This window comes from Streptomyces davaonensis JCM 4913, assembly GCF_000349325.1.
GTDB lineage: Bacteria > Actinomycetota > Actinomycetes > Streptomycetales > Streptomycetaceae > Streptomyces > Streptomyces davaonensis.
This window is the reverse complement of record NC_020504.1, coordinates 274,098-299,857: the sequence shown is the minus strand read 5'-3', so window position 1 is coordinate 299,857 and position 25,760 is coordinate 274,098. Positions and strand designations below refer to the sequence as shown.

Below are 25,760 nucleotides of genomic sequence, written 5' to 3'. Positions count from 1 at the left end.
CACCCCCTGAAAGGCAACGACCATGACCACGGCACGACCCGCCCTCGACCCCGAACTGCATGAACTCTTGGCCGACATGCCCCTCATGCCCCAGCTCAGCCCGGAAGTGCTGGCGCAGGTACGCCCCTTCTCCTCGATGCCCGTCGAACCCCTCCTCGAAGGTCGCGCTATCGACCGGCGCGAGGTCACCGCTGCGAGTCCGGACGGCACCCCGATCCCCTTGTCCGTCTTCAGCCCCGCGAACACCGATCGCACCACCGCCGCACCCTGCGTCTACTGGATGCACGGCGGCGGGATGGTCATGGGCGACCGCTTCTCACAGATCGACATCCCGCTGGAGTGGCTCGAGGAGTTCGGCGCCGTCGTGGTCTCCGTCGACTACCGGCTCGCGCCCGAGTCCACCGGCACCGTCCCGGTCGACGACTGCTACCAGGGACTGCTCTGGGTCGCCGAACACTCCGAAGAACTGGGCATTGACCCCGCCCGGATCATCGTCGCAGGCGCCAGCGCGGGCGGCGGCCTCGCCGCCGGCGTCACCCTCCTGGCCCGCGACCTCGGCACCCCGACGATCGCCGCCCAAGTACTGATCGGCCCCATGCTCGACCACCGCAACACCACCACCTCCAGCCTCCAGTACTCCAACGGGCCCGGCGTCTGGACCCGCGAGATGAACGGATTCGGATGGCGCTGCCTCCTCGGCGACCTCACCGACGACGAGGTACCCGCATACGTCTCACCCGCCCTGGCCGACGACCTCGCGGACCTGCCGACCACCTACATCGACACCGGCTCCGCCGAAGTCTTCCGAGACGAGGACACCGACTACGCCACCCGCATCTGGGCGGCCGGCGGCCAGGCCGAACTCCACGTCTGGGCAGGCGGCTTCCACGGATTCGACGCCCTGTACCCGCAGGCACACATCTCGGCCACAGCCCGCCGGACCCGCACCGACTGGCTCGCCCGACTCCTGGCCACGAACCCCGCCGCATAGGTGAAGTCGACGAGTTCCGGTCGTACGCTTCAGCCTTGGCCAAGCCTCAGCGTCTGCTGTCTCCGGGCGCGAGCAGGCTGGTGACCTCGGCGATCGCCTCCGCCGAGGGGTGGAAGTAGCGCCGTACGTTCTCCGGCTTCTTGTGCCGGGACTTCGCCCATCAGCATGGGCAGGCTGGCCCCGGCCTCGCCGAGGTGGGTGAGACCAGAATGGCGGTATGCGTGCAGGTCCCAGCATCCGCCACAGCGTCTTCTCCCGCAGGTGGACCTCGCGCCGGGCGACCAGCCGGTCCACGGCCAGCTTCGAGCGGACCGGGATCTGCGAGTTCGCGGGGGCATCCGCTTCACCCAGGCCGCGACAGCCGGGCCGTCGTATCCGCGCTCGGCACACCAGCCCAGCCACGACAGCACCGCCGCCCGCCGGGCGTTCCACGTGTTGACCGCGGCCTCGCCCCACAGTTGTCCGAGGGCGCCGCAGATCTCGTCGTCCGCGACGGTGGCGAGCGGACGGGCATCACCGAGGCGCTCGGCGGTCTTGCCGACGCCAATTCCGTCCGACCGGAGCGTGTTCGCGTTGTCGAGCGGGTCGAGGAACACGTCGGCCGCCGCGCGGACGGTCAACGCCTTCCCGACGGGCAGTCGTACGACGGCGGGCACCGCTTACCCCTTGCCACAGATAACGGGGCCGCTTCGTGCACAGCCCCGAGAACATCGCCGCAGGTCGTGGTCAGCGATGCCGCAGATTCAGGGCGTTATCTGCGGAAGACTTCAGACGGATCCCGCCGCCGACCATCCGTCAGCAGCCCACCAGGGCAGATCGAGGCTTAGCGCCGGCTTTCGCTCCGATGTTCCTCAACCCCCAAGAAGCGGACACCCATCGGCTGATCTATCGCTGCACGCTCTTGGATAGGTACATTGACGACACTCCATAGCCGTTGCGTTGATACATGGCGATGGCTCCCTCATTGTCCCCAACGACGTTCAAATTGAGCGACGTCTTGCCCTCGTGGGCAACGAGTTCCTCGGCAGCGGCGAGGATGGCGGAGCCGTATCCGCGTCGCCGGAACGGAGCGAAGACGTTGATGTCGTACAGCCAGGCCGAGCTAGCGGTGCCCGAAGAAGCTTGGCGCGGATCCGGGCCGATCCACGCGTTCCCCACAGCCTCGCCCGAACCGTTCTCCGCCACCACGAGATGATGACCAGCCGTGTCGAGCCCGTCCGGAAGGAACTGAGCGTGCCCTGATGAGCCCGCTCTCGCGCCAGCCCTTGGGGCATGAACTTGCCGAGTTCACGAGCCGTCTCGGCTTCACGATACTCAGTCGCCGCCTCTTACTCCGACGGCGTCATTTTCCGCAAGGTCACCTTCTGCGCGTCCATGCCGCCATCTTCAACTGGTCACTGGTGACAGCGATACCGAGTTCCAAGCCCGACAGCCGCAACTGGCCGGTCACGCCGCGCGGCCGACCATGCGGTCATCCGATGTCAGGATTAAAAACACTCACTGTAGGTGTTTTTCAACCATGCGCTGCAACCGGCGGTCTTCGAACGGTGATCGTCGGTGGCGTTTGGATTGTCAGGCGCGGTCGTGGAGAGTGACGTGGTAGCCGTCGGGGTCGGCGAAGGTGAATGTCCGGCCGAAGGGGCCGTCGATCGGTGCGGAGACGATGGTGTGACCGTCGGCGACGAGAGCATCGTGGATGGCCTGGACGTCGGTGGCGTGGAGCCAGATCGCGGCACCGATGCCGGGCTGGGCAACGGATGCGAGGTCGGTGCCGGGAATGACGTCGCGGAGTGCGAACGCGATCGGCTTCGTCTCGAAGACGACGGCGTGCGGAGGTCCGGCCGGCGAGCGGACGAGGCCGAGGTACTGCTCGTAGAACGCCTGTGAAGCGTCGAGATCGCGCGCCTGGAGCGAGATGAAGTCGGGGCCGGTGGCGGGCATGATGATGCTCCTTCTCTTCGTGTCAGATTCCTGACACGGGCCAACGTATGTCAGAATCCTGACATGAGTCAAAGAGCTGTCGGCGTCGACCTGGACAAATCACTGGGCTACCTGCTGAAAGAGACTTCGAGCGCCCTGCGCGCAGCCATGGAGGAGGTGCTGCGGCCACTTGGGATGAGCGTGACGCACTACGCCTGCCTCGAGCTGCTGGCTCAACGGCCGGGCTTGTCGAACTCCGAGCTCGCGCGGGGCGCGTTCGTGACACGGCAGACGATGAACGTGCTGCTCCAGACCCTGGAACGGGAGGGCTACGTGACCAGGCCCGCGGAGGCGCCCGTCGGGAAGGTGCTTCCCGCGCGGCTCACGCCTCGCGGCCGACGGAGCCTGGAGAAGGCGACCGTAGCGGTCCGGTCCGTCGAGGTCAGAATGCTGGCCGGCCTGGCCGAGACCGAGCAGTCAGCCGCGTTCCGGATCCTGCAGAGCATGATTCATTCCCTGCGCGATGGCAACGACGGTGCATAGCTCATTCCTCGGCGCACGTCTCGCAGCGCCCGGACAGGAGTGCAGGCGAACGTGAAAGTCCGTGCAGGCGACCTCGAAAACCGTCAGCCCCCGACTACGCCCTCTTTTGCGATGAGCCCTTCCCGGCTCCGTCGGGAGAAGGTTCCGCCTGCCGCCTCGTCCAGCTGGCAGCGGTTTTCTTGCGCGTGGGGCGCCGGGTCATGATGGTGATGAGTGCCCAGTTCAGATGGGCTTCGGAGTGCTGCGGCAGGCGTGTCGGGTAGCGGGGACGCATTGCTGCGTCCCCGCCCCCTCAGAACCGTGCGTGCGTCTCTCGACGCACACGGCTCAAGCAGGCCGCGAGGGCTGACACTGCCCTCTCCGGTGATCACCAGCGTGGTGCTGCTGGTGACAGGCGGTGCGTCGGAGTTCCAGGTTCTTCCACTCGTCGGAGCCACCTGCACGCCGGTAGACGACGTGGTGCACGTTGAGCGCACGCGAAGCGACCGAGAACCAGTTCACCCAATCGTGAACGTCATCTGGTTGCGCCGCGACGCCCGAGGTGCGAACCACCCGCGTCGGACAGGGAGCACCAGACCAGCTCCGGCTCTGCCCGTCCTTGGACGAACTACCCCCGCGTCGGCGAGGAGCACGGCGCCTACCGCCAGGCCGCTGATGATGAGCACAGCGGCGTTTTCTCCCGTGCCAGGTGCTGTGGCCGTCTGCCTGTTGTCCACGTGGAGGGCTGCGGCCCTGCATCCGTTGGAGGGCCGTCACCACTGTGGCTGTCCCCGACGCCTTCCCGATCTGTCATGGGGCAGCCGAGCCTGCTGGCGCTCGACAACGTGTCGACCGGCTGATCATCTCCCTGCACAGGGCCGTGCTGTTCGTCGTCGCCCCGATCGGCACCCGGGCGCGGTCGGCAGGCATCCGACGATCCACCGGATGCACTGCCTGGCGTCGTCCTACAAGGCGTTGTCCAGGGTCAGGATGAGTTCGGCGATCCGCCACTCACCGTCGGACCGGCGCAGGCTGAACGTGTAGACGCCGGTCGAGATCGTCTGGATGCTCTCGCCGGTGTTCCTCGTCTGCAGCAGATAGGCCCGCACCTCGGCGGTGGCGGCGTCCGTCGCCGTGACCACGACGTTGCCCAGGTGGTGCCGCACCCTTCCGGCCTGGGCAGTGTGCCCGTCACGGATGAACTCGAGCACCGCCGTGCGTCCGGCGAATGGGCCGAGCACTCCCTGTCCGGGCATCGTGAAGGTCCAGGTGGTGTCTTCGGTCAGGACCGCTTCCAGCTCGGGCACATTGAGCTCGTCCAGGGCGTGGGCGTAGTGCGCCACGGCCTGCTGGGGTTCGGCGGTCACGAGAGCACCGTCAGCACGATCTTGCCCTGGATGTGGCCCTGCGCGGCTCGCCTGTGTGCGCTGACCGCTTCGGGCAGCGGGTAGGCGCTGTCCACCCCGACCTGGAGCTTGCCCTCGTCGAAGAGGCGCCCGATCTCGGCGAGCTGGGGGCCGTTGGAACGTACCTGAATGTTGGAGACAGTGATGCCCAGACGCGCCGTCTCTTCGGGGTCGTACTGGGCGAAGAACACCGGAAGCATGGTGCCGCCGCGCTTGAGCACGGTCAGGAAGCGTGAGCTGTCCGGGCCACCGACGGTGTCGATCACCAGGTCGACGCCGCTGACCACGTCCGCGGCCTGCGTCCTGGTGTAGTCGATGAACTCGTCGGCGCCGAGCTTGCGCAGGAACTGCTCGTGCCGGCTTGAGGCCACCGCGATGACGTGTGCCCCCTTCCATTTCGCCAGCTGCACCGCGAAGTGGCCCACTCCGCCGGCGGCCCCGTTGACCAGCACGGTCATCCCTGGCGTGATCGGCACCGGCTGGTGCACCTGGCCGGTGAAGGGAGACGGCACGTCGTGGCCGATATCGACCAGGTACTGCCAGGCCGTCAACACGGCCATCGGCGCCCCGGCCGCCTGCACATGGTCGATACCGGCCGGCTTGTGAGCCAGGTCCGAAGCCGGCGCGGCCACGTACTCTGCGTACGTCCGGCCGTCGAATCCGGGGAACCGCAGCATGCCGAAGACCTCGTCACCGACGGCGAACCCCCGCACGTCCGGAGCGACCGCCTGGACCACGCCCGACATGTCCGTTCCGGGGATCAGGGGGAACTCCAGCACCGGCCTCATCTCGGCCGGCATGACCTTCATCCCCTCACGCAGGTACCAGTCCGGCGGGTTGATGCCCACCGCGTGCACCCGGACGAGCACCTCACCCGGGCCGGTCTCGGGGACCGGCACCTCGTCGTACTGCAGAACTTCCGGCCCGCCTGCTTCGTGGAACTGGATCGCCTTCATCGCGCCTGTCGCTTTCTCGGGGAGACATTGCTCCTTCAGTCAAGATCCAGGGCGGCATGGCCGTCCAAGACCGGTTCGGCAACCTCGTCATTCCGAAACGGCATGACACGTACGCTGCACGGGTGAACGATCTCGGACAGGACCTGGAACTGCGGCTGGTGCGCTACTTCACCGTGGTGGCGGCGCACCAGCACTTCGGCCGGGCCGCCGCCGACCTGCACGTGGCCCAGCCGGCGCTGAGCCGCCAGATCCAACGGCTCGAGAAATATCTCGGCACACGACTGCTGGACCGCACCCCCCACGGCACCCGGCTCACTCCGGCCGGCCAGACATTCCTCCCCCGGGCCCAAGCCCTGCTGCAGGCCGCCCGTCAGGCCGAGCTGGCCGTGCGTGAACAAGCCGAGACCGAACGAATCGCCATCGGCTACGTCGAAGACCTGGTGATCACTCCCGCCCTACGGGAACTGCGCCGCCGTTACCCGGACGCCGAGATCGCCACCCGGTACCTGAGCTGCCGCGACGTCGGGGCGCTGACCGACAAGCGAGTCGACGCCCTGATCGCGCGGGCCCCACTGCCGCTCGCCGCCGACGACGTGTTCACCACCCCGCTGTACGAGGAGCCCCGGATGCTCGTGGTCCCGCACGGTCATCCCTTGGCCGACCGCGCGTCGGTGACCGCGGAAGAACTGGCCGGCGAAGAGGCGGCGCCGTGCGCGTTCGAGACCGCGGACTGGACTTCCTACCGCATCCTCGGGGCCGGCGTGCCGCCGGTCGAGAGCTACGAGGACAAGCTCGAACTCGTCGCGAGTGGCAGGGCGATCGCCGTACTGCCGGTCGGAGATCGGCGCAGCTCACTACGTCCCGACCTCGTCACCATCCCGATCGAGGGCGCACCCCCAAGCAGGGTCGTCCTGGTCAGCCGCAAGGGCGACCCGAATCGGATGATCAGGAATCTCCGGCTGGCGGCCAAGGCCGTCCTGACCGCCCCGCCGTCCTGACCGGGACCGGGCCGGGCGATGACCATGGCCGGCAGGCGTCGTCCGGCCTGAGGGGTACAACCCGAGCGCGGCGTCGACTTCGCCCCAACGCGCGAGCGGGACGCGACCACGGCAGGTTCGACCAGGCTGCCCGACTCGGGGCCCCGGCCAGGGCCCCTTTCCGCGTACTCGTCTGAGTGCACCAACGGGCAGGCGGACACCAGGGGCCACTCTTCGGCATCGGCGGCGGCAGCGGTCGCGCCCCCGCTTGAGTTCTGTGGAGCAGCGAACCCCTGCGTGTGGAGGTGGTGTTCGACGTCGAGCGCGGTCGCCGGTTCGGCCTGTGCCGACGGTCACGCGATTCCCCAGCGCAAACGTCACGCAATTCCCCAGGCATCCGCCTGTCTCCTGTCGGCGGGCGGACCGCCGCTGCGCCGAAGCCTCAACCGGATAGTTCATCCGCATGTGTGCTACCGTCCGGGACTAAGTGGATGATCTATCCGATTGGCTGCCGGGGTGGAGGAGCACATGAAGAAGACAGCAGTGGTCACGGCTGGAACAGGGGGCATCGGCCTGGAGACGGCGCTGGGGCTGGCCGTCGCCGGGTTCGCGGTCACAGTGATCGGGCGCGACGCCGAACGGGGAGCCAAGGCCGTCGAGCGGATCAACACGACGGGCCCGGTGCATCCGGCCCGCTTCCTGTCCGCGGACCTCGCCGCGCTCGACCAGGTGCGTGCGCTCGCCCGTAGGATCGCGGCCGACCACGCCGCCTCGGGGGAACCGCTGACGGTGCTGGTCAACAACGTCGGGGCGATGTTCGCCGAGCGCCAGACCCGGGGCGGTGTCGAGGCGTCGTTCGTCGTCAACCACCTCTCGCCCTACCTGCTGACCGAACTGCTGCTGCCCACACTCACGGCCGGTGCGCCGAGCAGGATCGTGAACGTGACGTCGGGTGCAGTCGCCCTGGGCAAGCGAGTGTTCGACGCCATCGAGCCGCCGGGCGGCTACTACGGCTTCCACTGGTACGGTCGCGCCAAGCTCGCCAACCTGGCCTACACCTTGGACCTGGCAGCCCGGCTGGACGGCACCGGCGTCTCGGTCTTCGCCGCCGATCCCGGAGGGGCCGCGACCGACATGACCAACGGCACCATGACCGACCCGAAGATCGTCTCACCCGCCCTGCGGCTGCTGTGGCCCTTGGTGCGCCGCACATTCGAACGCTCGACCTCGGGTCCGGCATCCGCGGCAGCCAGGCCCTCCATCATGGCCGCCACCGACGACACACTGACGGGCCGAACCGGCATCGTCATCGGCGCCCAGGCACACCCAGTCGCCCCGCACCGCGCGGCGGCCGACCTCCGCGTCGCCGAAGCCGTACGCCGACTCAGCGAACGGCACGCACCGCTCGCCCTCAACTGAGCGTCATACGCGCGGCGGGGCGGCCACCGGGCGGGCGGCGGAACTATCCGGATGAACCATCCGATTAGCATGGCCTCATGACGACGCCTCTACGCAAGGACGCGGCCCGCAACTGGCAGCGGATCGTCTCCGTCGCCCGCGACCTGGTCGACGAGGGCACCCCACTGCAGCTCAACGACGTCGCACGCCGGGCAGGACTCGGGGTCGGCACCGTCTATCGGCACTTCGCCACGCCCGAGGCGCTGCTGGAGACCGTCGCCGCCCCATGCCTGGAGGCCCTGGCCGCCCACGGCCAGCAGGCGCTGACCGATGCCGACCCCTGGCGCAGCCTGACGGGCTTCCTCTTCCACACCGTCGAGGCGCAGGTCACCGACGCCGCCCTGCCCCCCGTCGCCGCCGCGGCCACGGACGCCGTGCCGCGCACCACGGAACTCAAGAAGTCACTCGCGTCGGCCGGCGCCACCCTGCTCGCCCGGGCCCGCGATGCCGGAGTGGTCCGCCCCGACCTCGCCGCCGCCGACCTCGTCCCGCTCATGTGCGGCATCGCCCACGCCGTGAGCGTCCACGGCGGCACCCCCGCCGACCGGGCCGACGCCGCACACCGCTACCTCGCCGCTCTCCTCGAAGGCTTGCGCACGACACCACCGAGCGCGTAAGCGACCCGCCCCACGGTCTCCAACTCCACGGCGGTTGCAGTCACTTGACGTCTCTCCCATGATCGTCGGATCCGCCGTTAGATTTACACTCCCCACTGAGGACGCTGACGTCTGCGCCTGGCTGGAGATCTCCGCCGCCGACGCCGCCCGGCTCTCCTCCGGTTCGCAGGCACTGAGGGACCGGCTCCTCGACTGGGCACTGATGTGCACACTGCGCACCTGGTTCGATCGGGTCGGCGCGGACGCCCCGAGTTGGTAGCGTGGCCTCGCCGACCCGGTCCTCGCGCCGGCTCTGCGCGCATTCCACGGCCAGCCCGCCAATACCTGGACGGTCGCGTCGCTGGCTGCGCAAGCAGGCGTCTTCTGGGCACTGTTCGCAAGACGCTTCACCCGACTGATGGGCCGCGCGCCCCTTGCCTATCTCACCGAATGGCGCATGGACGACGCCGAGATGCTCCTGGCCGACACGGATCTCGGCATCGCCCAGATCGCGAAGAGCGTCGGCTACGCCGACGCCTTCAAACGCCACAAGGGCCAGAGCCCCAGCACGTTCCGCACTGCCGCGGCGTGGCCCACGGTGGACGTGACCGAATGATCAAGTTCGACGCACCGGCGACACCGGAGGTTAAAGATCAAGCTGGATCACCATGTGGAGGCGCGCGCGTCGGTGTTCTCAGGGGAAGGCCGCTCTACACCGTAGACCGGGCTGGTGGGCGGCAACAGTGGTTTGCACCAGATGCAAACGGCCTTGCGGCCCATTGCAGCGCCCCTGCTGCAGCCGTACCGGGTGCGGTGCTCTGGTGCATGCCAAGGCCCGCAGCGGGCGGGCCGACGTGCCGTCACCGAGGGGCGTGAACGTGAATGAGCGTACGCAAGAGGGCAGCCGTCATCGGGCTTGGCCACCAGGATGGCGCCGACGTCTGAGTTCGGCGAGTCCACTGCGGTGCGCCCCTTGAACTCAGTGCGGTCGCCCACTCGATCAACGATGCGGGTCAGTTGCTCGACGGGGCCGACTGCGATGCGGCCGTCAGGCGTGAGTCGTCGAAGGCCATGCGGAAATGCGCCTCCGGTGGTTGAGGCTGCTTTCTTGCTCAGCTCATGCCGTCCGTGTGCGACTGGATCACGCCAGGGACAGGAACAGCTTCTCCAGGCGGGCGCGCATGGCCTCCGGGTCCTCGCCGTTCTTGCGGCCGGACTCGATGTCGATCACGCACTGCTGCAGGCCGGTCGCGATGATCGCGAATCCGGCGCGGTCCAGCGCGCGCGAGGCGGCGGCGAGCTGTGTGACGACGTCCTCGCAGTCGCGCCCTTCCTCGATCATCCGGATCACCCCGGAGATCTGGCCCTGCGCGCGGCGCAGCCGGTTCAGCACGGCCTTCAGGTCCGCACCCTCAAGCTCCAGATCCACGTTCACTCCTCGAAAATACCCCTAGGGGTACTGTACGTCCCGGTTCGGTGCGGCGTCGACCGCTAAGGATCACACCTGTTTCGTTGCCTCCGCCGAGCCTGCTGACGCCTTCCGGCGTATGTCCTCCATGTCGACGGCCCGGATCTTGCCGATGAGCTCCTCCAGCGCCTGAGGAGGCAGCGCGCCCGGCTGTGCGTACAGGACGGTCCGGTCGCGGACGGCCATCAGGGTGGGGATGGACGAGATGCGGAAGGCTCCCGCGAGTTCGGGCTGTGCTTCGGTGTCGACCTTGCCGAAGACGATGTCCGGGTGGCGCTCCGAGGCCTTCTCGTAGACGGGTCCGAACATCCGGCACGGTCCGCACCACGCGGCCCAGAAGTCGATGAGCACGATGGCGGAGCCGGTGACGGTCTCCTCGAAGTTGTCCTGGGTCAGTTCGACGGTCGGCATGGGGCCCCTCCGCTTCCATATACCCGGTGGGGTATGTGCATGTGCTGGGTTCAACCAGCGTCGGTCCGGGTTTGTTCCAGGCAGACGGGAGGAAGAGGGAACCAGCGCATGCGCTCGAAGTCGGCCGGCAGTCCGGTGGGGCCGCCATCGAGACGGTCGCGGCGAGCGGCCAGCACCTCGCGGGCGCGGTCGAGCTGACCGGGCAGGGCCTCTTCCCCCAGCCGGCGATGGCGAACGGCCGGGGCGGCGAGCTCGCCGTCGGCGGTGAAGCGCGCATCGGTCAGCCGCAGCGGCGGGTCGGCGGGGCCGGCGTGGTGGTGCCACTGTCCGGTGTGCGGGTCGAAGCGGTAGTCGGGCAGGAGACGGTGACCGTGGGCGGCGATCAGGTCGACGGCGTCGATGAGGTAGTCGCGGACGCTGTCGCTGATGAAGTAGTTGAAGTTGATGCGAGTCCAGCCGGGCTTGATGCCGTCACAGCCGTGCACGACCTCGTCGAGCAGGGCGTGCGAGGTGGCGGCGTCGATGGCCAGCAGGCGATGGCCATAGGGCCCCGCACAGGAGCAGCCGCCGCGGGCCTGGATGCCGAACAGGTCATTGAGCAGGGCGACGACGTAGTTGTGGTGCAGCCAGGTGTGCTCGCCATGGCGGATGCGGAAGGAGACGATGGACAGGCGGCGGGCGTCGTGGTTGCCGAGGATCTCGATGCCGGGGTTGCGGTCCCACTCCGCGAGTGCGCGACGCCAGTGGCGCTCTTCGGCGGCCTGGATGGTGTCGGTGCCGACCGCCTGTTTGAGGGTGAGGACGAGCCCGGCCCGGATGGATTCGACGATCGCGGGGGTACCGCCCTCCTCGCGGGCCACTGGATCATCGAGATAGCGGTGGCCGAGCGGATCGACGAAGGCGACCGTGCCGCCGCCGGGTACGGTGGGCACCCGGTTGCGCACCAGCTCGCGCCGTACGACGAGCACCCCAGGGGTCTGCGGGCCGCCGACGAACTTGTGCGGGGACAGGAACAGCGCGTCCTTGTGGTCCTCGACACCCGGGGCGCTCCGGGCCGTCCTGATCGGGATGTACGGTGCCGCCGCCGCGTAGTCCCAGAAGGACAGGGCGCCGTAGGCGTGCAGCAGCCTCGCGACGCGCTCGGTGTCGGTGAGGATGCCGGTGACGTTGGAGGCCGCGGAGAAGCTGCCGATGCGCATCGGGCGGTCGGCGTACCGCCGCAGCCCCGCCTCCAGAGCGGCCAGGTCGATGTGGCCGTCGGCGTCTGCGTCGATCACGACGACGTCGGCGATGGACTCGCGCCAGGGCAGTTCGTTGGAGTGGTGCTCGTAGGGGCCCACGAACACCACCGGCCGCTCGGCCGGCGCAGGCCGGTCCGGGTGCCGCAGCTCCAGGATGCCGACCAGCTTGTTGACCGCGGCGGTGGCGCCGGATCCGCAGAAGAGGACGAGGTCGTCCTCGGTGCCGCCGACCGCGTCCCGGATGATCCGGCGGGCGTCCTCGCGCAGCCGGGTCGTCTGCAGGCCGGTGCTGGAGCTCTCTGTGTGGGTGTTGCCGTAGCGCGGCAGCACCTGCTCGCGGACGAAGTCCTCGATGAAGTCGAGGGCGCGGCCCGAGGCGGTGTAGTCGGCGTAGACGATCCGCTTCGGGCCGTAAGGGCCCTCCAGTACCTCGTCGTCGCCGATGAGGCCGTCCCGGATGCGGTCCAGCAGTGCCGATGCGGTCGGTGCCGAGGTCGTGGTCATGGTTCCAGCTCGATGTCGATCTCGGGTGGCTCGTGGAGGGTGTTGTGGACCGTGCAGCGCGAGGCCACGGCCAGCAGCGCGGCGCGGCGCTGCTCGGGCAGCTCCGGCGGCGGGACGATCAGCAGGCGCAGCGAGGCGACACGCGCCGGGCGGTCCGTGGCCATGGTGAACTCCGTGCGCACGCGCAGGCCGGCTCGGGGCAGGTTGTGGCGGTGGAGGTAGCGGCCCGCGTAGAAGGCCACGCAGGTGGCCAGCGAAGCCGCGAAGAGCTCGGTGGGAGTGGGTGCGGTGTCCGTGCCGCCCGCCTCGACGGGCTGGTCGACCTGGAGGCGGTGACCGCGGACGTTCACGGTGTAGGCGTCGCGCTCGACATGGACGACCTCCAGGTGGTGCACGTCCATGGAGTCGGTGTGGTTCGTGCTGACGGTCTGCGGTGTGCTGCCGGTCATGGCCGGGCCCTTCTCGCTGGTGTCGGCTGTCCGATTCCAGTCGACCGCTGAGCGCGGGGCCGGGGGAGGGGCCGGCGGGGTGCTGCGGGGACCGTTCGGCCCTCGCGTCCTATGTCGCGACGAGATACCCTGCCCGGTATTTTACCAGGGCATTCGGGGCGGGCAACTGGGCTCCGGAGGGCCGGTGGGCCCGGTCGATGACATACCCGGGTGGGTACTGGAGCGGGGACCAGTGGCCCATGTCCGGCCGTCATCTCCCGCACGACAGTGGGGACATGGGCAAACACATCGTGATTCTCGGCGGCGGAACCGCCGGCGCCATGACGGCCAACCGACTGTGTCGCACGTACGACCGGGACGAGTGCCGGATCACGGTCGTCGACCAGGACGACGACCACCTGTATCAGCCCGGACTGCTGTTCGTGCCGTTCGGGCTCGCCCAACCGCACCACCTGGTGCGCTCCCGGCCCCGGCAGTTGGAGGCGGCCGTCGACTACAAGCAGGCGCGGATCGAACGGGTCGACCCGGACGCGCGGACCGTCCACCTCGCCGGTGGCATCCGGCTGTCGTACGACGTCCTTGTGGTCGCCACCGGAGCGAGGCTGCTGCCGCAGGAGACCGACGGGCTGACCGGTCCCGGCTGGGGGGAGAAGGTCTTCACCTTCTACGACCTGCCCGGCGCGGCCGGCCTGCACGACGCGCTGGAGCGTTTCGACGGCGGCCGCGTGGTGATCGACGTGGCCGACCTGCCGGTCAAGTGTCCGGTCGCCCCACTGGAATTCGCCTTCCTCGCCGACTGGTACTTCCAGCGGCGAGGGCTCCGGGACCGAGTCGAGCTGACGTACGTCACTCCGCTGGACGGTGCGTTCACCAAGCCGGTCGCGGCGAAGGCGCTGGGCGGGCTCCTCAGGGACAAAGGGGTCGAGCTGGTCACCGAGTTCACCCTCGGCGAGGTCGACGGGGCGGGCGGTCGGCTCGTCTCGTACGACGAGCGCGAGGTGCCCTTCGACCTGGCGGTCGTCGTGCCCCTGCACGGCGGAGCGGAGTACGTGGGCCGCTCCGCGGGCCTGGGCGACGAACTCGACTTCGTCCCCGTCGATCCGCACACGCTCCAGCTCCCGGGCCACCCGGAGGTGTTCGCGATCGGGGACGCGGCGGGCCTGTCGGCGTCCAAGGCGGGTTCGGTGGCGCACTTCGAGGGTGAGGTGCTGGTGCACAACATCGGCCGGTTCCTGACCGGACGGCCGCTGGACGCGTCCTTCGACGGACACGCCAACTGCTTTGTGGAGACCGGCTTCCACAAGGCCCTGCTCATCGATTTCAACTACGACACCGAGCCGCTGCCCGGCCATTTCCCGGGCCTGGTCGGCCTGCCGCTGCTGAAGGAGTCGCACGCCGCCCACCTCGGCAAGCTCGCCTTCGAGTGGCTGTACTGGCACAGCCTGCTGCCCGGCCGGGAGCTGCCCGGCATCGGCTCGGCCATGCCCGAGCGCGGCAAGAACCACGTAGCCCTCTGAGAGGACCCCGACATGCCCACCGCCACCTACGCCGACACGGCCGTCCCGGTCGACGACGAGGGCTTCTTCACCGACCCCGCGCGCTGGACCGAGCCGATGGCCGAGCAGATCGCCACGGAAGCCGGCATCGAGGCGCTGACCGACCGGCACTGGACGGTCATCCGCTTCATGCGCGAGCAGTACGCCGCCAAGGGCACCGGCCCCACCGTGCGCGTGCTCGGCAAGACCTCCGGCGTCAGCGTCAAGGAGCTCTACCAGCTCTTCCCCAAGGGGCCTGCGAAGACCGCCGCGAGGATCGCCGGCATCCCCAAGCCCCGCGGCTGCATCTGAAGGAGCGTGCGCTCATGGCCGACACCGCCACGATCGAGAAGGTCTCGATCATCGTCTCCAAGGGGTCACTCGAGGGGATCTACCCAGCCCTGATCATGGCCAACGGCGCCCGCGCCGAGGGCATCGAGGCCGACCTGTTCTTCACCTTCTTCGGCCTTGACGCCATCACGAAGAAGCGCTGGGAGCACATCAAGCTCGCCACGGTCGGCAACCCCGGGCTGCACCTGCCGACCCTGCTGGGCGGCTTCCCGGGCGTGCCCGACCTGGTCACGCGCTACATGGAACGGAAGATGGACCGGCTCGACATCCCGCCGATCCCCGAGTTCATCGAGATGATCGCCGACACCGGCGCGGGCATCTACGCCTGCAAGGCGTCGGTGGACCTCTTCGAACTCGACAAGGACGACCTCGTCGAGCAGGTGCAGGGGATCATCACTGTCGGCGAGTTCTACGAACGCGCGGCCGCCGGCCAGATCATCTACACCTGAGCTATCCGGCTTCACGGTGAGGGGGCCTCCTCCCGCGTCGCCTCGACGGGCTCGGTGCCGCGCTCGGCCAGGGCGGCGTGCAGGAGGAGCAGACGGGCCAGGTCACGTGCCTCGTCGGCGGTGAGGGCCGCCCACACTCCCGGTTCGCCGCCCTGGTCCCGGCCCACGTCCAGAGCGACCCGGCTGATGGGCCGCTCCGCAGGCGCGAGCTCCAGGCGCCGCACGCCGATCCTGCGCCCGCAGGTGGTCACGACGTAGCTGTCCCCGCTCGTAGCGGGCCGGTCACGGTCTGTGGTCGCCATCGTGCTCACGCTCCTTCGCCGGGTGAGTGGCAGTCCCCGGTCGCGCTGTCTGCGACCTGGATACCCTGAGGGGTATTTGTCACAGCGCTCCGCGAGTCCGCATTGTTCCCTCGCACGGACGCCTGCTCCGCGGCGCTGCGCTCAGGGGCGGGTGATGAGGGAGTCAGGGCTTTCGGTGTCCGGCACCGCCGGGGTGGTGCTCGTCCGCTCCGGCGTGCGCGCGATACGCCTGAGCAGGTACCAGCTGACCCCGACACCCGCCGCCGCGGCCGCGCAGGCCCACGTCCAAGGGCTGGTGAGCAGCGTGTGACGCAGATCGGAGCCGATCTGCTGGCCGAGGACGAACACCCCCATGACAGCGACGAACCAGCCGAAGGACTTGCGCAGCGCGTCTTGCGGGATGCGCCCGGCGAGCAGGCCGCCGAGCAGGCTGCCGACGACGGCGGCGGCCGTGACGAGCGCAGCGAAGCCCCAGTCGATGTGCACGGTGGCGAGGTAACCGGCCAGCCCTGCGAAGGACTTCATGGAGATGACCAGCAGGGAGGTGCCGACCGCGACGGTCATCGGCAGGCCGCCGAGCAGGGCGAGCGCCGGTACGACGAGGAAGCCGCCGCCCGCGCCGACCAGTCCGGTGACCAGCCCGACGACGATGCCGTCGAGCAGGACGTGGAGGACGGGGAGTTCGTGATGGGTCTTCGTCGTTGCCTTCCGGCGGCCGCGGATCATGGCGACGGCGGTGGCGATCATCATGAGGGCGAACGCGATGAGCAGGACGGTGCCGGGGATGAACCCCGCCAGGCGTCCGCCCGCGTAGGCGCCGGTCATGCCGGCCAGACCGAACAGCAGCCCGGTACGCCACCGAACGCGTCCGGCGCGGGCGTGCGAGACGACGCCCGCGGCGCTGGTGACGCCGACGACGAACAGCGAGGTGGCGATGGCCTCCTTGGTCTCCATTCCGGCCAGGTAGATCAGGATGGGCACGGTCAGGATGGACCCGCCGCCGCCCAGGACTCCGAGACTGACGCCGATGAGCAGGGACGCGGCGATGACGGCGGCGATCACGGGGCGTCCCTCAGGGCGGCGACCACCGTGTCGAGGTCGGTGCGCGGGCCGCGGTTGTAGGGCAGCTTCGACAACAGCATGCCCATCGCACAGGTGTTGGTGAGCGCGGCGACGGTCAGCCCCGCACCGACGGCCGTGCCGATCAGGTGCAGCCCGGGCACGAACAGGCCCGCGGCCCCGGTCACCAGCACCAGGCTTCCGGCGACGAGCCGGACCTGGCGTTCCAGGTCCCAGCGGGCGGGCCCGCGGGTGAGCGGGCCGCCGGCGGACTCCCAGGCCATGACGCCGCCGTCGAGGACACGCAGGTTGGGCAATCCGCCCTCGGCGAGCGCCTGTTCGGCCTGGGCGGCGCGGGCGCCGGAGCGACAGACGAGGATGACGTCCTCGTCGAGGTGGTTCAGCAGCTCGGCGCGGTGCTCGCGCAGGGTGTCGAGGGGGACGTTGTAGGAGCCGGGGATGTGGGCGGTGCGGAACTCGCCGGGCGTGCGCACGTCCAGCAGGCGCGGGCCTTCGCCGGAGCGGGTCAGCTCGCGCAGGGCGGCGGGGTCGAGGCGTGGTTTGTCGGCGTGGAGGGTCATCGGGGGTTCCCTGCTGTCGGTGAAGCGTTCTGTGTCGATGGGCGGGCGGCGGCCGACGCCGCGGTCGCCGCCCGGGGCGCGGCGGGTCAGACGTCGGCGGGCGCGGGCTGGGCCAGCCAGGCGCCGTAGCCACCGAGCAGGTCGGAGACGTCGGTGCGGCCCTTGTGCCGGAGCAGGCTGGCGGCGATCGAGGAGCGGTGGCCGCCCGCGCAGTGCACGACCAGGGACCGGTCGGCCGGGATCTCGTCCAGGCGGCGTGCCAGTTCGGCCAGCGGGATGTGCAGCGAGCCCTCGATGAAGCCCTCTTCGCGTTCGGCGGTGTTGCGCACGTCGAGCACCAGCGGAGGTTCGCCGCCGTCCAGGAGCCCGCGCAGCTCGTCGGCGGTCAGGCGGCTGGCCTGCACCATGTCGTCGGCCAGGGCGGGGAAGGCGCCCTCGGGTTCGCGCAGATACCCGCCGACCTTGTCGAAGCCGATCCGGGCGAGCCGGGTGACGACCTCCTCCTCACGGTCCTGCGGCGCCACCACGACGACCTCCTGCTCGGGGCCGACGACCATGCCCGCCTGCTCGGCGAAGCGGCCGTCCGCGGGCACGTTGACCGAGCCGCGCAGATACCCGGGCGCGAAGTCCTGCGGTGAACGGGCGTCGAGGACGACCGCGCCGGCCGCGCGCCGCTGCATGAACTCCTCGACCGACAGGGGCTGCGGTGCGGCCGCCGCGTCGAACAGGCCGTGCTCCTTGCGGTTGAGGATGGCGTCGTAGACGAAGTAGGCGGGCGCGGAGGGCTGTCCGGCCGTCACCAGCTCGACGAACTTCTCTTCGCTCATCGGGCGGCAGGCGTAGTTGGTGACGCGCTGCTCGCCGATGGAGGACTGGCGCTGGGTGGAGAGGTTCTTGCCGCAGGCCGAGCCGGCCCCGTGCGCGGGAAAGACCCGGACCGCGTCGGGCAGGGCCATCAGCTTGTGCTGGATGGTGTCGTAGAGCATGTGGCCGAGTTCGTCGGCGGTCACGCCGATCGAGGCGAGCAGGTCGGGCCGGCCGACGTCACCGATGAACAGCGCGTCACCCGTCAGCACCCCGTAGGGGACGGTGTCGCCGGTGTGCTCGTACACCAGCACACTGATCGACTCGGGGGTGTGGCCCGGGGTTTCGAGGATCTGGAGCTGGACGTCGCCGAGGTTGATCCGCTCCCCGTCGGTCAGCTTGCGGATGGGGTACTCGGCTTCGGCGCGCTGCCCGTAGCCGATCCACGCGCCGGTGCGGTCGGCCAGCTCCAGGTGGCCGGCGAGGAAGTCGGCGTGGAAGTGGGTGTTGACGACGGCCTCGATGGTGAAGCCGTGGGCAGCGGCGTCGGCGAGGTACTCCGAGACGTCGCGGCGCGGGTCGACGACGACGGCCCGGCCCGTGGTCTCGTCGGCGATCAAGTAGGACGCCTGCGAGAGGCAGTCGAGGTAGTACTGGGCGAAGAACATGGTCGGGTGACCTCCAGGTCGCATGGGAATGAATTACCCCGGGGGGTATACAGAAGGGTTTGGTCAGCCCTTGTCGGAGGGCGGGGCGGTGGCCGGCCCGGGTCGGGGGATGCCCGGGCCGGCCGGTCAGAGGCGGCCGGTGAGCATGCCGTGCCAGTACGCCGGCGGCAGTATGTACCTCTTGAACACCCACATGTCCCGCCGCTCCTTGAACGTGTCGATCAGCGGGAAGGTGGGCGAGGGGCGCAGGTCGTAGTCGAACTCGGCGAGCAGCATCCGGTCGCGGGCCGTCACCAGCGGGCAGGATGTGTAGCCGTCGTAGCGGCGCGACGGAGAGCGGCCGTTCATCACGTCCAGCAGATTCGCCGCGACCACCGGGGCCTGCTTGCGTACGGCCGCGCCGGTCTTGGAAGTGGGCAGGTTTGCCACGTCGCCGAGGGCGAAGACGTTGTCATAGGTCGGGTGTTGAAGGGTGTGCCGGTCGGCGGCGACGAAACCCTGCGGGCTGGCCGGATCGGCGAGCGGACCGGTCTTGACCCAGTCGGGGGCGCGCTGTGGCGGCACGGCGTGCAGGAAGTCGTAGCCGAGGGTCTCCTTCGTGCCGCTCGCGTGGTCGGCGACGCTGATCTCGCGGCGGTTGCCGTCGACGGCGGTCATCTCCGAGCGCAGCCGCACCTCGATGCCGTACCGGTCGGCCACCTTCTCCAGTACCTGAGACCAGGCGGGGACCTTGAACATCGTCGGGTCGGGGAGGACGAGGACGATCCGGATGTTGTCGAGCACCTTCCGCCTGCGCCAGTGGTCGGCGGCCAGGTAGGCGATCTTCTGCGGGGCGCCGCCGCACTTCAGCGGGGACGCCGGGTGGGTGAAGACGGCCGTGCCCGAGCGCATCTGCCGGATCAGCTCCCAGGTGCGCGGGGCGTACTCGGGTGCGTAGTTGCTGCTCACCACGTCGTGACCGACCGCCTCCGCCAGCCCCGGCACGCCGCCCCAGTCCAGGTGCAGGCCCGGCGCCATCACGAGGTGCTCGTAGGTGAGTTCGGCGCCGTCGGAGAGTGTCACCACGCGGGTGTCGGGGTCGACGGCCAGGGCGCGGCGGCGGATCCATCGCACACCGTCGGGTATGACCGACCCCTCGGGGCGACGGCTGATGCGCAGGGGCGCCTGGCCGCCTCCGACCAGGGTCCACAGCGGCTGGTACCAGTGCGTGTCGGACGGTTCGATCAGGGTGATGTCGCGGACGCCGGCGCGGCGCAGGCGGGCCGCGACGCTGATGCCGGCACTGCCGCCGCCGATGACGGCGACTCGATGACGGCCGACGAGTGGTTCGTCGGTGGGGGAGGGGGTGGCGGCCAAGTCGGGCTCCTTTCCCATGGGGCCGTGCGGGGCGGGGGGCGTCAGGCCGCGTGCATACCGGCCGCGACGGGACGGCCGCCGCGGGCCCAGGCGCCGGTGCCGCCGGCCACGGAGTAGGCATCGATGCCCTGGGAGGTCATCCAGTCGGCGGCCGTCTTGCTGCGGTTGCCGCTGGCGCAGATCACGTACACCGGTCGGTCGGTGGGCAGCTCTCCGAGGCGGGCGGGCACGGTGCGCAGCGGCATCAGCCGTGCCCCGGGGATGTGCCCAGTCGCGTACTCCTCCGCCTCCCGTACGTCGACCGTGAGCGGGCCGTCGGCCCACGCCGCGGCGAACGCCTCCTGTGTCACTTCACGAGCCATTTCGTTACCTCCTCAATTACCCCCGGGGGTATCTCTCTGGCGAGAGTACGGCGGCCAACGGGGTAGCGTCAAATACCCCTGGGGGTATTTACCCGAGGGGTAAGGGCTCGGCTCGACGCGGGTCCGGGAACGCGCCGGCGCGCCTCGCGGCTGGTCGACCTCCGCGTCCGCGCGCGGTACGCCGGTGTATCAGGTCGGCCGAACAGGCCGCAGGAGGTCCTGCGTGTGATCGGTGTTGATCGCTCGCGGCCGGCCACCCCGGGATCGGTGCCAGGGTGATTCCGCTGTGCGAGACCAGGCGGACGCGGGAGCGCCCGGACGCGTAGCCGGCGATGCTGTGGCCGCGGGGGAGGCGGCGGTGCCGCGGCCGCCTGCACCGAGCTGCCATGTGGGTGGTCAATGCTGCGACCTGCGAACTAGCCGTCGCCGGTTGTCAGCGTTGGTTGTAGTTGAGCACCGTTCGACGGCCCAGAAACGGGCGGTTCTGATCGAACGGGATCTCAACTCGAGTGCGGGGGAGACCCTCTCTGTTGCCCCGGTCTTGGCCCCGGCTGACTTGCGTGTGTCGGCGTGCGATTGCCTTCTGCGGTGCCTGCGGGTTCGTAGGAGAATCCACTCCTTCAATGCCCTCGGCTCGTCGGGCCGGAGGTGACTGCCGCCGCCGTGCAGCGGGTGGTGCCAGCGCCAGACGTCCAGCGGCGGACGGCGCCGCTTCTCGTACGCCGAGAGCGGGTCGCCGTCGGCGCGGGGGAGGGCGGGGGACAGCTGGTTCGGGGGACTGCGTCGGGAGTGCTTCCCTGGCGTGCGATGGTCTCAGGCCGCGACGGTGGCATGCCGGGCGGCAGCGAGGTCGCCGCACGGGTGCGTACATCGCCCACCGCAGGGGCCCGGTAGGGGCGGGCGGCGTCCGAAAGGGTGTTGAGCCGGGAGGTCACCAGTGTGGAGTCGACGCGGCTGGCGTGGCCCAGTGCTTGGTGGGTTGCGGCGGCGCCCTGCTGGGGCTCGCCTTCGGTGAACAGGGCGAAGGTGAAGCACACGCTGGCGGGGCGGCGCTGGACGTGGAGTCCGGCGAGGTCACGGGCGCGGATCACGCGGGCGCCGGCGTGCTCGGCCACCGCGGGCGGTGGCGTGCGGGTGTACGTCGTATCCGCCGACGCCAAGGGTGAGTGGTCCTCGGGCGGCACCACGACATGGCGAGCGGTGAGGCCAGGCCCGGTGCCACTACACACCTCGAGCCGACCGTATGAGCCCTGCGGTCGCGGAACGAGGAGGGGTCGCGTCCGGTGAAGTCGTCCCCGAGGACGGCGGGCGTGACGCGACGGCTTGAGCGGCCCCGTCCGGGTCGGTGCTGTGCTCCCTACAGTCGCAGTTGCGGGCGTCATGGCATGGTGAGGAACGGCGGGAACGCCGTTTTCGCGATGCTGCCTTTCGTCACTCTCACCACGGTCTTCGGAGCGCCGATCACATCCTCCGGCAGGGAGAGGGTGAGGAGATACAGACCTGGTTGCACATGGGCGAAGCCGAACCAGCCCGAGCCGTCGCTGAGCCGGGCGGTCTTGCGGCCGCCGCCGGTGAGCGGGGCGAGCGTCACCGGTACCTGGTCCAGCGGGTCGCCGCTCCGGAGCACCAGCCTGCCGGTCACGTGCCCGTCCCGGGGTGCCGTCTTCCACGGCATGCCGGGCACCGCCGCCTCGTTGCTGAACGGCGCGTCCTCGCCCCGCGTCAGCGCCTGCACCAGTTTGGCCCGCTCGGCCGCCACGCCGTTGGCCGCCACGTCCTTGCTGGGGGCGGCGTAGGAGTAGCCGCTCCAGCCGGCCGCGGTGTTGCCTGCCGCGCTGGGGCTCAGCGCCTCCCTGACCTGGCTGAGCGAGTCCGCGACGCCGTTCAGGTACAGGGCGGGTCCGTTGACCGCCTGCCGCTCGCCCTGGTGGTCGGCCAGGAACTCGGACCACTCGGAGAACATCTGCGCCTGGTCCGGACTCCAGTTGCGCTTGTAGTTCATGGTCACGGCGGTGTCCATGATCCCCTCGTCCAGCCATCCCGCCCAGTCCTGCAGGACCTCGGCGTACGTGCGGGTGGCCCGCCAGCCGCCGACCGCCTGCGGCCCGTGTCCGTAGGTGATGGCGTCCATCGACAGGCGGGCCCGCGGGTCGACCTCCCAGACTCCGAGATAGATCCTGCGCACCAGCTGGGTGACCTGGCTGCGCCGCCAGTCGCTCCAGGCGGTGTCGGACGGCAGGGGTACGTCCGTCCGGCCCGTCGTCTGCTGGAAGCGGGCGACGGACACGGCGTTGTAGCCCCAGTCGCTGTGGGTGGTGGTGGAACTGCCGTCCGGGTAGCGGACGTAGTCGAGGTTGACGCCGTCCACGTCGTAGTTGCGCACGATGCTCTGGATGCCGCGGACGATGTAGTCGACGGCCGCCGGATGGCCGGGGTCCACATAGGCGTTGGCACCCACCCGTTCCTGGCCGTCGGCCTTCTTGTTGAGCCAGCGGTCGGCTCCGGTGGCGTTCGGGCCGTGCTGGTTGAAGACGTGGGCCGGGGAGCGGGGCGGGGTGCTGCTGTTCCACATGGTGTTGACGTTGACCCAGGCGTGCACCTGCAGCCCGGCCGCGTGTCCCTGCCGGACAACTTCCGCCAGCGGGTCGTAGGGCTCCGGGGCGATCGCGGCGTCGGTGCGCGGGTACAGGGCGTTGTTGCAGAAGCAGTCGTAGCGCCGGGCCGTCTGCACGATCAGGACGTTGGCGTTGACGTCCAACGCGTCCTCGACCAGGGCCGTGACCTGGGCGGGTGTGTAGATGCCCGGGTTGAACGCGTCCACCCAGTAGCTGCGCCACTGGGCCGGCGCCGCCGCGCCGTCGTCGGCACGGGCGTGGGCAGGTGGCGCGGTGACCGCGCCGAGGAGCAGGCCGAGGCTCGCCGCCAGGATCGTGAGTACGCGAGGCAAACGCATGTCGAGGTGTCCCCCCGGTGGAGTTCGTCGGCTGCGGGCGTACGCCGTGGGAAGGCGGGGGCTCTGGCCGGCTCTAGGCGAACGTGGCGCCCCAGGTGGCCGGCCCGACGACGCCGTCCACGCTCAGACCCCTGCTCGACTGGAAGCTGCGGCAGGCGGAGTCGGATCCCGGCCCGTACTGGCCGTCCACGGCGAGGGAGTAACCGTGCGCGCTGTTCATCCGGTACTGCCAGGTCGCCACGCTGGCATGCACGAAGGTCGGCGGCTGGCGGAAATTGACGCCGGGGTAGGGCAGGGGGCCGCCGCCGGGGTTGACCTCGCCGCTGAGCACCCTGGCGTACAGGTTGCCCGGGCAGGCCGTCGCGTGGTGGTCCCGGTGGCCGGTGATGGCCCGCGCGGCGCCGCCCGACACCCGCAGGCGGTTGATGCCGTGGCGGACGGCGTCGATGAGCCCGGCGGTGATGGTGTCGTAGCTGCTGGCGGTGCCGCCGGTCAGGGCACAGACCGCGTACCAGTCGTCGTTGCCCTGTGTGGTGCCCTGGGCGGCGGTGCGGACGTACTCGCCGCGGCCTTGGAAGAGGTAGCCGTGGACGCAGGCGAGGTGGCTGTAGGCGATGTCCGACCAGCCGTTGGAGTCCATGTGGAAGTTCTGGATGCCCCGCACCTGGGCGGCGCAGTCGGCGTGATTGGCCTTGGCCACCTTCACGGCGTCGACGTGATGGACGACCACGCCGCCCTGGGCCGGGGTGATGTCGTTGCTGACGCTTTTGGGTGCCCTGGCGCCCCATTGGGAGCGGGTGACGAACGTGGCCATCAGTTCCGCCCTCCTCGGTCCAGGGCGCAGTTGACGGCGGCGTTGAGGGGTTCGGTGTGGGCGCCGCGCGCGGCTTCGGGGCCGTGGACGGCGCCGGGGTGGCGGGAGTGCGTGACGATGGGGAGTTCACGGCGTCCCGGCGGGAGGGGGGTGTCGGCACGCGCGGGTCCGGAACAGATGGCTGGCAGCGCGAACGCGCCGGCGGCTGCCGCCAGCAGTGTCGCGCGGCGAGACGGGCCGTGGGGCAACGGTCCTCCAAGGGGTGGGGAGGTACGGGCAATTGTCGATACCTTGACAGGTTCCAGTCAAGACGGCGGTAGTCGTCCGACGCATTACCAAACGATCTGATCTGGGACTTGGACAGCTCGACATCATCGGCCTCGCCGAGTGCCACCCGCGCCCTCGCACGCCAACTCGTGCAAGCAGCACACCTCCTCACCACCGGAGGTCCTTCACGCAATCGCGGTCAGAGCCAAGTTCAAAGAGCACCATCGTTGCCGATCGCCTGGGCGGTTCGGGGGAGAGAAGCACACCTGAACTGCGTTCCTGCAAGCTGATTGAGGCGGCCGCAGAAGTTGTGAGAACGCCTACGTGCCCCCACCGATGACCGTCCCCCGCGCCCTCCTCGAAGCCCACGCCGTCTTCGGCAACTGGCTCTTCCAGCGATGAGTCCTACTGAGTCGGCAGTGGAGTGGCCGAGAAGTTGCCGTGACATCGCCGCTTGCATGGACTGTTTCGGCGCCCCGTTGGCGCCGCCAGATTCGTCACCACACACCTCGCAGACTGGGACACTGTCACGGCCTACTTCGAACTCCTCAGGGACGTGGCGGAACTCAACGAGGGCGCACTGCAGATCATCGTGTGCGACCACGTCAACCTCACGGAGGGGTCCTGGTTCCAGGACGCCATCGTTGAGAACTGGCGGCCGCACGACGGACGGCGCCAAGCCCTGATCCCCAATGACTGGCTCGAGTGACCTGCCCGCCACTCCCGAGGCGGCGAACCAGCGCTGCCCAGCGACGAGATCGTGTACGTCGTCACCCACTGGAGCGCAGGGTGTCTGTCCCGCCCTCCCCGCAACCGGCGAGCGGAATGAGTGTGGTTCCTGGGTCATCTGTCCCCGAGTGGCGCCCGGCTGGACGTCGTCCCCAGCCCGGGCAACCGAGCCGGGCACCTTCGAGCATCGGCGGGCAAGTGCTCTCGGCGCTATGCCATGCTACGGAGATCGTGGCTGCATGCAGTTAGGGGCGCGTGGGTGATTGAACTATCCGACCTGATCCGCGAGTTGCGGCAGCAGCTGGCCACCGCAGCACAGGAGCAGGAGGGGCAAGCGGTCCAGTTTGACCTGGGGCCGGTGGAGATCGAGGTCACGGTGACGGTGACCCGCGAGTCCAGCGCCCGAGGCGGGATTCGCCTCTGGGTCGTGGACGCTGAAGCCGAGGACGGCGCGCAGCCGCGTTCTGGCACTCAGCGAATCACTCTGACCCTTCAGCCGCGGGCTGAGGTCTCCGGCCGTCCCGCCCGCATCAGTGCCGGCGACATCGAACGTATCCCCGTCGCCGGGCACACTTCACCTGGGCCAGAAAACGATCCGGACGACGACTGGCCGCAGCAGGAGCGCTGATCC

The 25,760-nt window shown here is 69.7% G+C and carries 29 protein-coding genes and 2 pseudogenes; 11 read left to right on the top strand and 20 right to left on the bottom strand.

Features of this window, described 5'->3' with window-relative positions:
• Window positions 1-22: 22 nt before the first annotated feature.
• On the top strand, window positions 23-991 hold the full coding sequence (locus tag BN159_RS01345; RefSeq protein ID WP_015655071.1) for an alpha/beta hydrolase: 969 nt from the start codon (window positions 23-25) through the stop codon (window positions 989-991).
• Between the two features lie 46 nt (window positions 992-1,037).
• Here BN159_RS01345 and BN159_RS43425 read toward each other — a convergent pair.
• The 3 genes and pseudogenes from BN159_RS43425 to BN159_RS01340 form a co-directional block, all read right to left on the bottom strand.
• Window positions 1,038-1,647 (bottom strand): annotated as a pseudogene (locus BN159_RS43425) (hypothetical protein).
• A 229-nt stretch (window positions 1,648-1,876) separates the two neighbouring features.
• Window positions 1,877-2,176: a GNAT family N-acetyltransferase gene (locus BN159_RS46770; RefSeq protein WP_231905554.1), complete on the bottom strand. Its 300-nt coding sequence runs from the start codon at window positions 2,174-2,176 to the stop codon at window positions 1,877-1,879.
• 387 nt (window positions 2,177-2,563) lie between these two features.
• Window positions 2,564-2,932, bottom strand: coding sequence for a VOC family protein (locus BN159_RS01340; protein ID WP_015655068.1), 369 nt, complete (start codon window positions 2,930-2,932; stop codon window positions 2,564-2,566).
• A 63-nt stretch (window positions 2,933-2,995) separates the two neighbouring features.
• Here BN159_RS01340 and BN159_RS01335 point away from each other — a divergent pair, with 63 nt between their 5' ends.
• Window positions 2,996-3,454 (top strand): MarR family winged helix-turn-helix transcriptional regulator, encoded by a 459-nt coding sequence (locus tag BN159_RS01335; protein ID WP_015655067.1) that lies wholly within the window; start codon window positions 2,996-2,998, stop codon window positions 3,452-3,454.
• A 327-nt stretch (window positions 3,455-3,781) separates the two neighbouring features.
• Here BN159_RS01335 and BN159_RS47640 read toward each other — a convergent pair whose 3' ends face one another.
• The 3 genes from BN159_RS47640 to BN159_RS01325 all read right to left on the bottom strand — a co-directional run bounded on the left by BN159_RS47640 (window position 3,782) and on the right by BN159_RS01325 (window position 5,795).
• Window positions 3,782-4,192, bottom strand: coding sequence for an HNH endonuclease (locus BN159_RS47640; RefSeq protein WP_078598977.1), 411 nt, complete (start codon window positions 4,190-4,192; stop codon window positions 3,782-3,784).
• A gap of 206 nt (window positions 4,193-4,398) precedes the next feature.
• On the bottom strand, window positions 4,399-4,800 hold the full coding sequence (locus BN159_RS01330) for a nuclear transport factor 2 family protein (protein WP_015655066.1): 402 nt from the start codon (window positions 4,798-4,800) through the stop codon (window positions 4,399-4,401).
• On the bottom strand, window positions 4,797-5,795 hold the full coding sequence (locus tag BN159_RS01325; RefSeq protein ID WP_015655065.1) for an NADP-dependent oxidoreductase: 999 nt from the start codon (window positions 5,793-5,795) through the stop codon (window positions 4,797-4,799). The genes BN159_RS01330 and BN159_RS01325 overlap by 4 nt, the downstream gene beginning before the upstream one ends.
• Before the next feature lie 122 nt (window positions 5,796-5,917).
• Between BN159_RS01325 and BN159_RS01320 the strand changes: the two genes are divergently transcribed.
• From BN159_RS01320 to BN159_RS47835, 4 genes and pseudogenes are all read left to right on the top strand, one after another.
• Window positions 5,918-6,793, top strand: a complete 876-nt coding sequence (locus tag BN159_RS01320) for a LysR family transcriptional regulator (protein ID WP_041820604.1) — start codon at window positions 5,918-5,920, stop codon at window positions 6,791-6,793.
• A 507-nt stretch (window positions 6,794-7,300) separates the two neighbouring features.
• A complete protein-coding gene (locus tag BN159_RS01315; protein ID WP_015655063.1) occupies window positions 7,301-8,191 on the top strand; it encodes an SDR family NAD(P)-dependent oxidoreductase in 891 nt (296 codons plus the stop codon).
• A gap of 77 nt (window positions 8,192-8,268) precedes the next feature.
• Complete coding sequence (locus tag BN159_RS01310) at window positions 8,269-8,847, top strand: TetR/AcrR family transcriptional regulator (RefSeq protein ID WP_015655062.1); 579 nt, start codon at window positions 8,269-8,271, stop codon at window positions 8,845-8,847.
• Between the two features lie 97 nt (window positions 8,848-8,944).
• Window positions 8,945-9,442 (top strand): annotated as a pseudogene (locus tag BN159_RS47835) (AraC family transcriptional regulator); the annotation flags it as partial.
• Between the two features lie 525 nt (window positions 9,443-9,967).
• Here the strand turns inward: BN159_RS47835 and BN159_RS01300 are convergent.
• The 4 genes from BN159_RS01300 to BN159_RS01285 form a co-directional block, all read right to left on the bottom strand.
• Window positions 9,968-10,255, bottom strand: a complete 288-nt coding sequence (locus tag BN159_RS01300; RefSeq protein WP_015655059.1) for a metal-sensitive transcriptional regulator — start codon at window positions 10,253-10,255, stop codon at window positions 9,968-9,970.
• 69 nt (window positions 10,256-10,324) lie between these two features.
• The gene (gene trxA / locus BN159_RS01295; protein WP_015655058.1) at window positions 10,325-10,705 is read right to left on the bottom strand and encodes a thioredoxin; all 381 of its coding nucleotides are present in this window, start codon (window positions 10,703-10,705) and stop codon (window positions 10,325-10,327) included.
• A gap of 50 nt (window positions 10,706-10,755) precedes the next feature.
• On the bottom strand, window positions 10,756-12,450 hold the full coding sequence (locus tag BN159_RS01290; protein WP_015655057.1) for an aminotransferase class V-fold PLP-dependent enzyme: 1,695 nt from the start codon (window positions 12,448-12,450) through the stop codon (window positions 10,756-10,758).
• Window positions 12,447-12,899, bottom strand: coding sequence for an OsmC family protein (locus tag BN159_RS01285; RefSeq protein WP_015655056.1), 453 nt, complete (start codon window positions 12,897-12,899; stop codon window positions 12,447-12,449). Before BN159_RS01285 ends, BN159_RS01290 begins: the two co-directional genes overlap by 4 nt.
• 275 nt (window positions 12,900-13,174) lie before the next feature.
• Here BN159_RS01285 and sqr point away from each other — a divergent pair, with 275 nt between their 5' ends.
• Genes sqr through BN159_RS01270 form a run of 3 tightly spaced genes read left to right on the top strand, consistent with a single transcriptional unit; the run spans window position 13,175 to window position 15,234 of the window.
• Window positions 13,175-14,416, top strand: a complete 1,242-nt coding sequence (gene sqr / locus BN159_RS01280) for a type III sulfide quinone reductase, selenoprotein subtype (RefSeq protein ID WP_041820600.1) — start codon at window positions 13,175-13,177, stop codon at window positions 14,414-14,416.
• Between the two features lie 12 nt (window positions 14,417-14,428).
• On the top strand, window positions 14,429-14,746 hold the full coding sequence (locus BN159_RS01275) for a TusE/DsrC/DsvC family sulfur relay protein (protein WP_015655054.1): 318 nt from the start codon (window positions 14,429-14,431) through the stop codon (window positions 14,744-14,746).
• Between the two features lie 14 nt (window positions 14,747-14,760).
• Window positions 14,761-15,234 carry a DsrE/DsrF/DrsH-like family protein gene (locus tag BN159_RS01270; protein ID WP_015655053.1) on the top strand — a complete coding sequence of 158 codons (474 nt, stop codon included), beginning with the start codon at window positions 14,761-14,763 and terminating at the stop codon, window positions 15,232-15,234.
• Window positions 15,235-15,245: 11 nt separating this feature from the next.
• Here BN159_RS01270 and BN159_RS01265 read toward each other — a convergent pair whose 3' ends face one another.
• The 10 genes from BN159_RS01265 to BN159_RS01225 all read right to left on the bottom strand — a co-directional run bounded on the left by BN159_RS01265 (window position 15,246) and on the right by BN159_RS01225 (window position 24,381).
• Window positions 15,246-15,536: a hypothetical protein gene (locus tag BN159_RS01265; RefSeq protein WP_015655052.1), complete on the bottom strand. Its 291-nt coding sequence runs from the start codon at window positions 15,534-15,536 to the stop codon at window positions 15,246-15,248.
• Between the two features lie 141 nt (window positions 15,537-15,677).
• Window positions 15,678-16,598, bottom strand: coding sequence for a sulfite exporter TauE/SafE family protein (locus BN159_RS01260; RefSeq protein WP_015655051.1), 921 nt, complete (start codon window positions 16,596-16,598; stop codon window positions 15,678-15,680).
• Window positions 16,595-17,176 (bottom strand): rhodanese-like domain-containing protein, encoded by a 582-nt coding sequence (locus BN159_RS01255; RefSeq protein ID WP_015655050.1) that lies wholly within the window; start codon window positions 17,174-17,176, stop codon window positions 16,595-16,597. The genes BN159_RS01260 and BN159_RS01255 overlap by 4 nt, the downstream gene beginning before the upstream one ends.
• An 86-nt stretch (window positions 17,177-17,262) precedes the next feature.
• Window positions 17,263-18,648 (bottom strand): rhodanese-like domain-containing protein, encoded by a 1,386-nt coding sequence (locus tag BN159_RS01250; RefSeq protein ID WP_015655049.1) that lies wholly within the window; start codon window positions 18,646-18,648, stop codon window positions 17,263-17,265.
• 126 nt (window positions 18,649-18,774) lie between these two features.
• The gene (locus tag BN159_RS01245; RefSeq protein ID WP_051113449.1) at window positions 18,775-20,004 is read right to left on the bottom strand and encodes an NAD(P)/FAD-dependent oxidoreductase; all 1,230 of its coding nucleotides are present in this window, start codon (window positions 20,002-20,004) and stop codon (window positions 18,775-18,777) included.
• A 41-nt stretch (window positions 20,005-20,045) separates the two neighbouring features.
• Window positions 20,046-20,366, bottom strand: coding sequence for a rhodanese-like domain-containing protein (locus tag BN159_RS01240; RefSeq protein WP_015655047.1), 321 nt, complete (start codon window positions 20,364-20,366; stop codon window positions 20,046-20,048).
• Between the two features lie 620 nt (window positions 20,367-20,986).
• Window positions 20,987-21,526, bottom strand: a complete 540-nt coding sequence (locus tag BN159_RS45580) for a hypothetical protein (protein WP_157901051.1) — start codon at window positions 21,524-21,526, stop codon at window positions 20,987-20,989.
• 218 nt (window positions 21,527-21,744) lie between these two features.
• On the bottom strand, window positions 21,745-23,319 hold the full coding sequence (locus BN159_RS01235; RefSeq protein WP_015655046.1) for a family 10 glycosylhydrolase: 1,575 nt from the start codon (window positions 23,317-23,319) through the stop codon (window positions 21,745-21,747).
• A gap of 73 nt (window positions 23,320-23,392) precedes the next feature.
• Window positions 23,393-24,133, bottom strand: a complete 741-nt coding sequence (locus BN159_RS01230; RefSeq protein ID WP_015655045.1) for a peptidoglycan recognition protein family protein — start codon at window positions 24,131-24,133, stop codon at window positions 23,393-23,395.
• Complete coding sequence (locus tag BN159_RS01225; RefSeq protein WP_015655044.1) at window positions 24,133-24,381, bottom strand: hypothetical protein; 249 nt, start codon at window positions 24,379-24,381, stop codon at window positions 24,133-24,135. Before BN159_RS01225 ends, BN159_RS01230 begins: the two co-directional genes overlap by 1 nt.
• 473 nt (window positions 24,382-24,854) lie before the next feature.
• On the opposite strand from BN159_RS01225, the gene BN159_RS47370 reads away from it, so the two are divergent.
• Both BN159_RS47370 and BN159_RS01215 read left to right on the top strand, forming a co-directional pair.
• On the top strand, window positions 24,855-25,109 hold the full coding sequence (locus BN159_RS47370) for a DUF3732 domain-containing protein (protein WP_015655043.1): 255 nt from the start codon (window positions 24,855-24,857) through the stop codon (window positions 25,107-25,109).
• A gap of 279 nt (window positions 25,110-25,388) precedes the next feature.
• Window positions 25,389-25,757 carry a trypco2 family protein gene (locus BN159_RS01215; protein ID WP_015655042.1) on the top strand — a complete coding sequence of 123 codons (369 nt, stop codon included), beginning with the start codon at window positions 25,389-25,391 and terminating at the stop codon, window positions 25,755-25,757.
• Window positions 25,758-25,760 lie beyond the last annotated feature (3 nt).

Excerpts from the sequence above, each read along its gene's own strand:
- BN159_RS01345 (WP_015655071.1), top strand. The coding sequence starts at position 23 with ATGACCACGGCACGACCCGCCCTCGACCCCGAACTGCATGAACTCTTG.
- BN159_RS01340 (WP_015655068.1), bottom strand. The coding sequence starts at position 2,932 with ATGCCCGCCACCGGCCCCGACTTCATCTCGCTCCAGGCGCGCGATCTC.
- BN159_RS01335 (WP_015655067.1), top strand. The coding sequence starts at position 2,996 with ATGAGTCAAAGAGCTGTCGGCGTCGACCTGGACAAATCACTGGGCTAC.
- BN159_RS47640 (WP_078598977.1), bottom strand. The coding sequence starts at position 4,192 with ATGCAGGGCCGCAGCCCTCCACGTGGACAACAGGCAGACGGCCACAGC.
- BN159_RS01325 (WP_015655065.1), bottom strand. The coding sequence starts at position 5,795 with ATGAAGGCGATCCAGTTCCACGAAGCAGGCGGGCCGGAAGTTCTGCAG.
- BN159_RS01315 (WP_015655063.1), top strand. The coding sequence starts at position 7,301 with ATGAAGAAGACAGCAGTGGTCACGGCTGGAACAGGGGGCATCGGCCTG.
- BN159_RS01310 (WP_015655062.1), top strand. The coding sequence starts at position 8,269 with ATGACGACGCCTCTACGCAAGGACGCGGCCCGCAACTGGCAGCGGATC.
- trxA (WP_015655058.1), bottom strand. The coding sequence starts at position 10,705 with ATGCCGACCGTCGAACTGACCCAGGACAACTTCGAGGAGACCGTCACC.
- BN159_RS01290 (WP_015655057.1), bottom strand. The coding sequence starts at position 12,450 with ATGACCACGACCTCGGCACCGACCGCATCGGCACTGCTGGACCGCATC.
- BN159_RS01285 (WP_015655056.1), bottom strand. The coding sequence starts at position 12,899 with ATGACCGGCAGCACACCGCAGACCGTCAGCACGAACCACACCGACTCC.
- sqr (WP_041820600.1), top strand. The coding sequence starts at position 13,175 with ATGGGCAAACACATCGTGATTCTCGGCGGCGGAACCGCCGGCGCCATG.
- BN159_RS01275 (WP_015655054.1), top strand. The coding sequence starts at position 14,429 with ATGCCCACCGCCACCTACGCCGACACGGCCGTCCCGGTCGACGACGAG.
- BN159_RS01270 (WP_015655053.1), top strand. The coding sequence starts at position 14,761 with ATGGCCGACACCGCCACGATCGAGAAGGTCTCGATCATCGTCTCCAAG.
- BN159_RS01265 (WP_015655052.1), bottom strand. The coding sequence starts at position 15,536 with ATGGCGACCACAGACCGTGACCGGCCCGCTACGAGCGGGGACAGCTAC.
- BN159_RS01255 (WP_015655050.1), bottom strand. The coding sequence starts at position 17,176 with ATGACCCTCCACGCCGACAAACCACGCCTCGACCCCGCCGCCCTGCGC.
- BN159_RS01250 (WP_015655049.1), bottom strand. The coding sequence starts at position 18,648 with ATGTTCTTCGCCCAGTACTACCTCGACTGCCTCTCGCAGGCGTCCTAC.
- BN159_RS01240 (WP_015655047.1), bottom strand. The coding sequence starts at position 20,366 with ATGGCTCGTGAAGTGACACAGGAGGCGTTCGCCGCGGCGTGGGCCGAC.
- BN159_RS01235 (WP_015655046.1), bottom strand. The coding sequence starts at position 23,319 with ATGCGTTTGCCTCGCGTACTCACGATCCTGGCGGCGAGCCTCGGCCTG.
- BN159_RS01230 (WP_015655045.1), bottom strand. The coding sequence starts at position 24,133 with ATGGCCACGTTCGTCACCCGCTCCCAATGGGGCGCCAGGGCACCCAAA.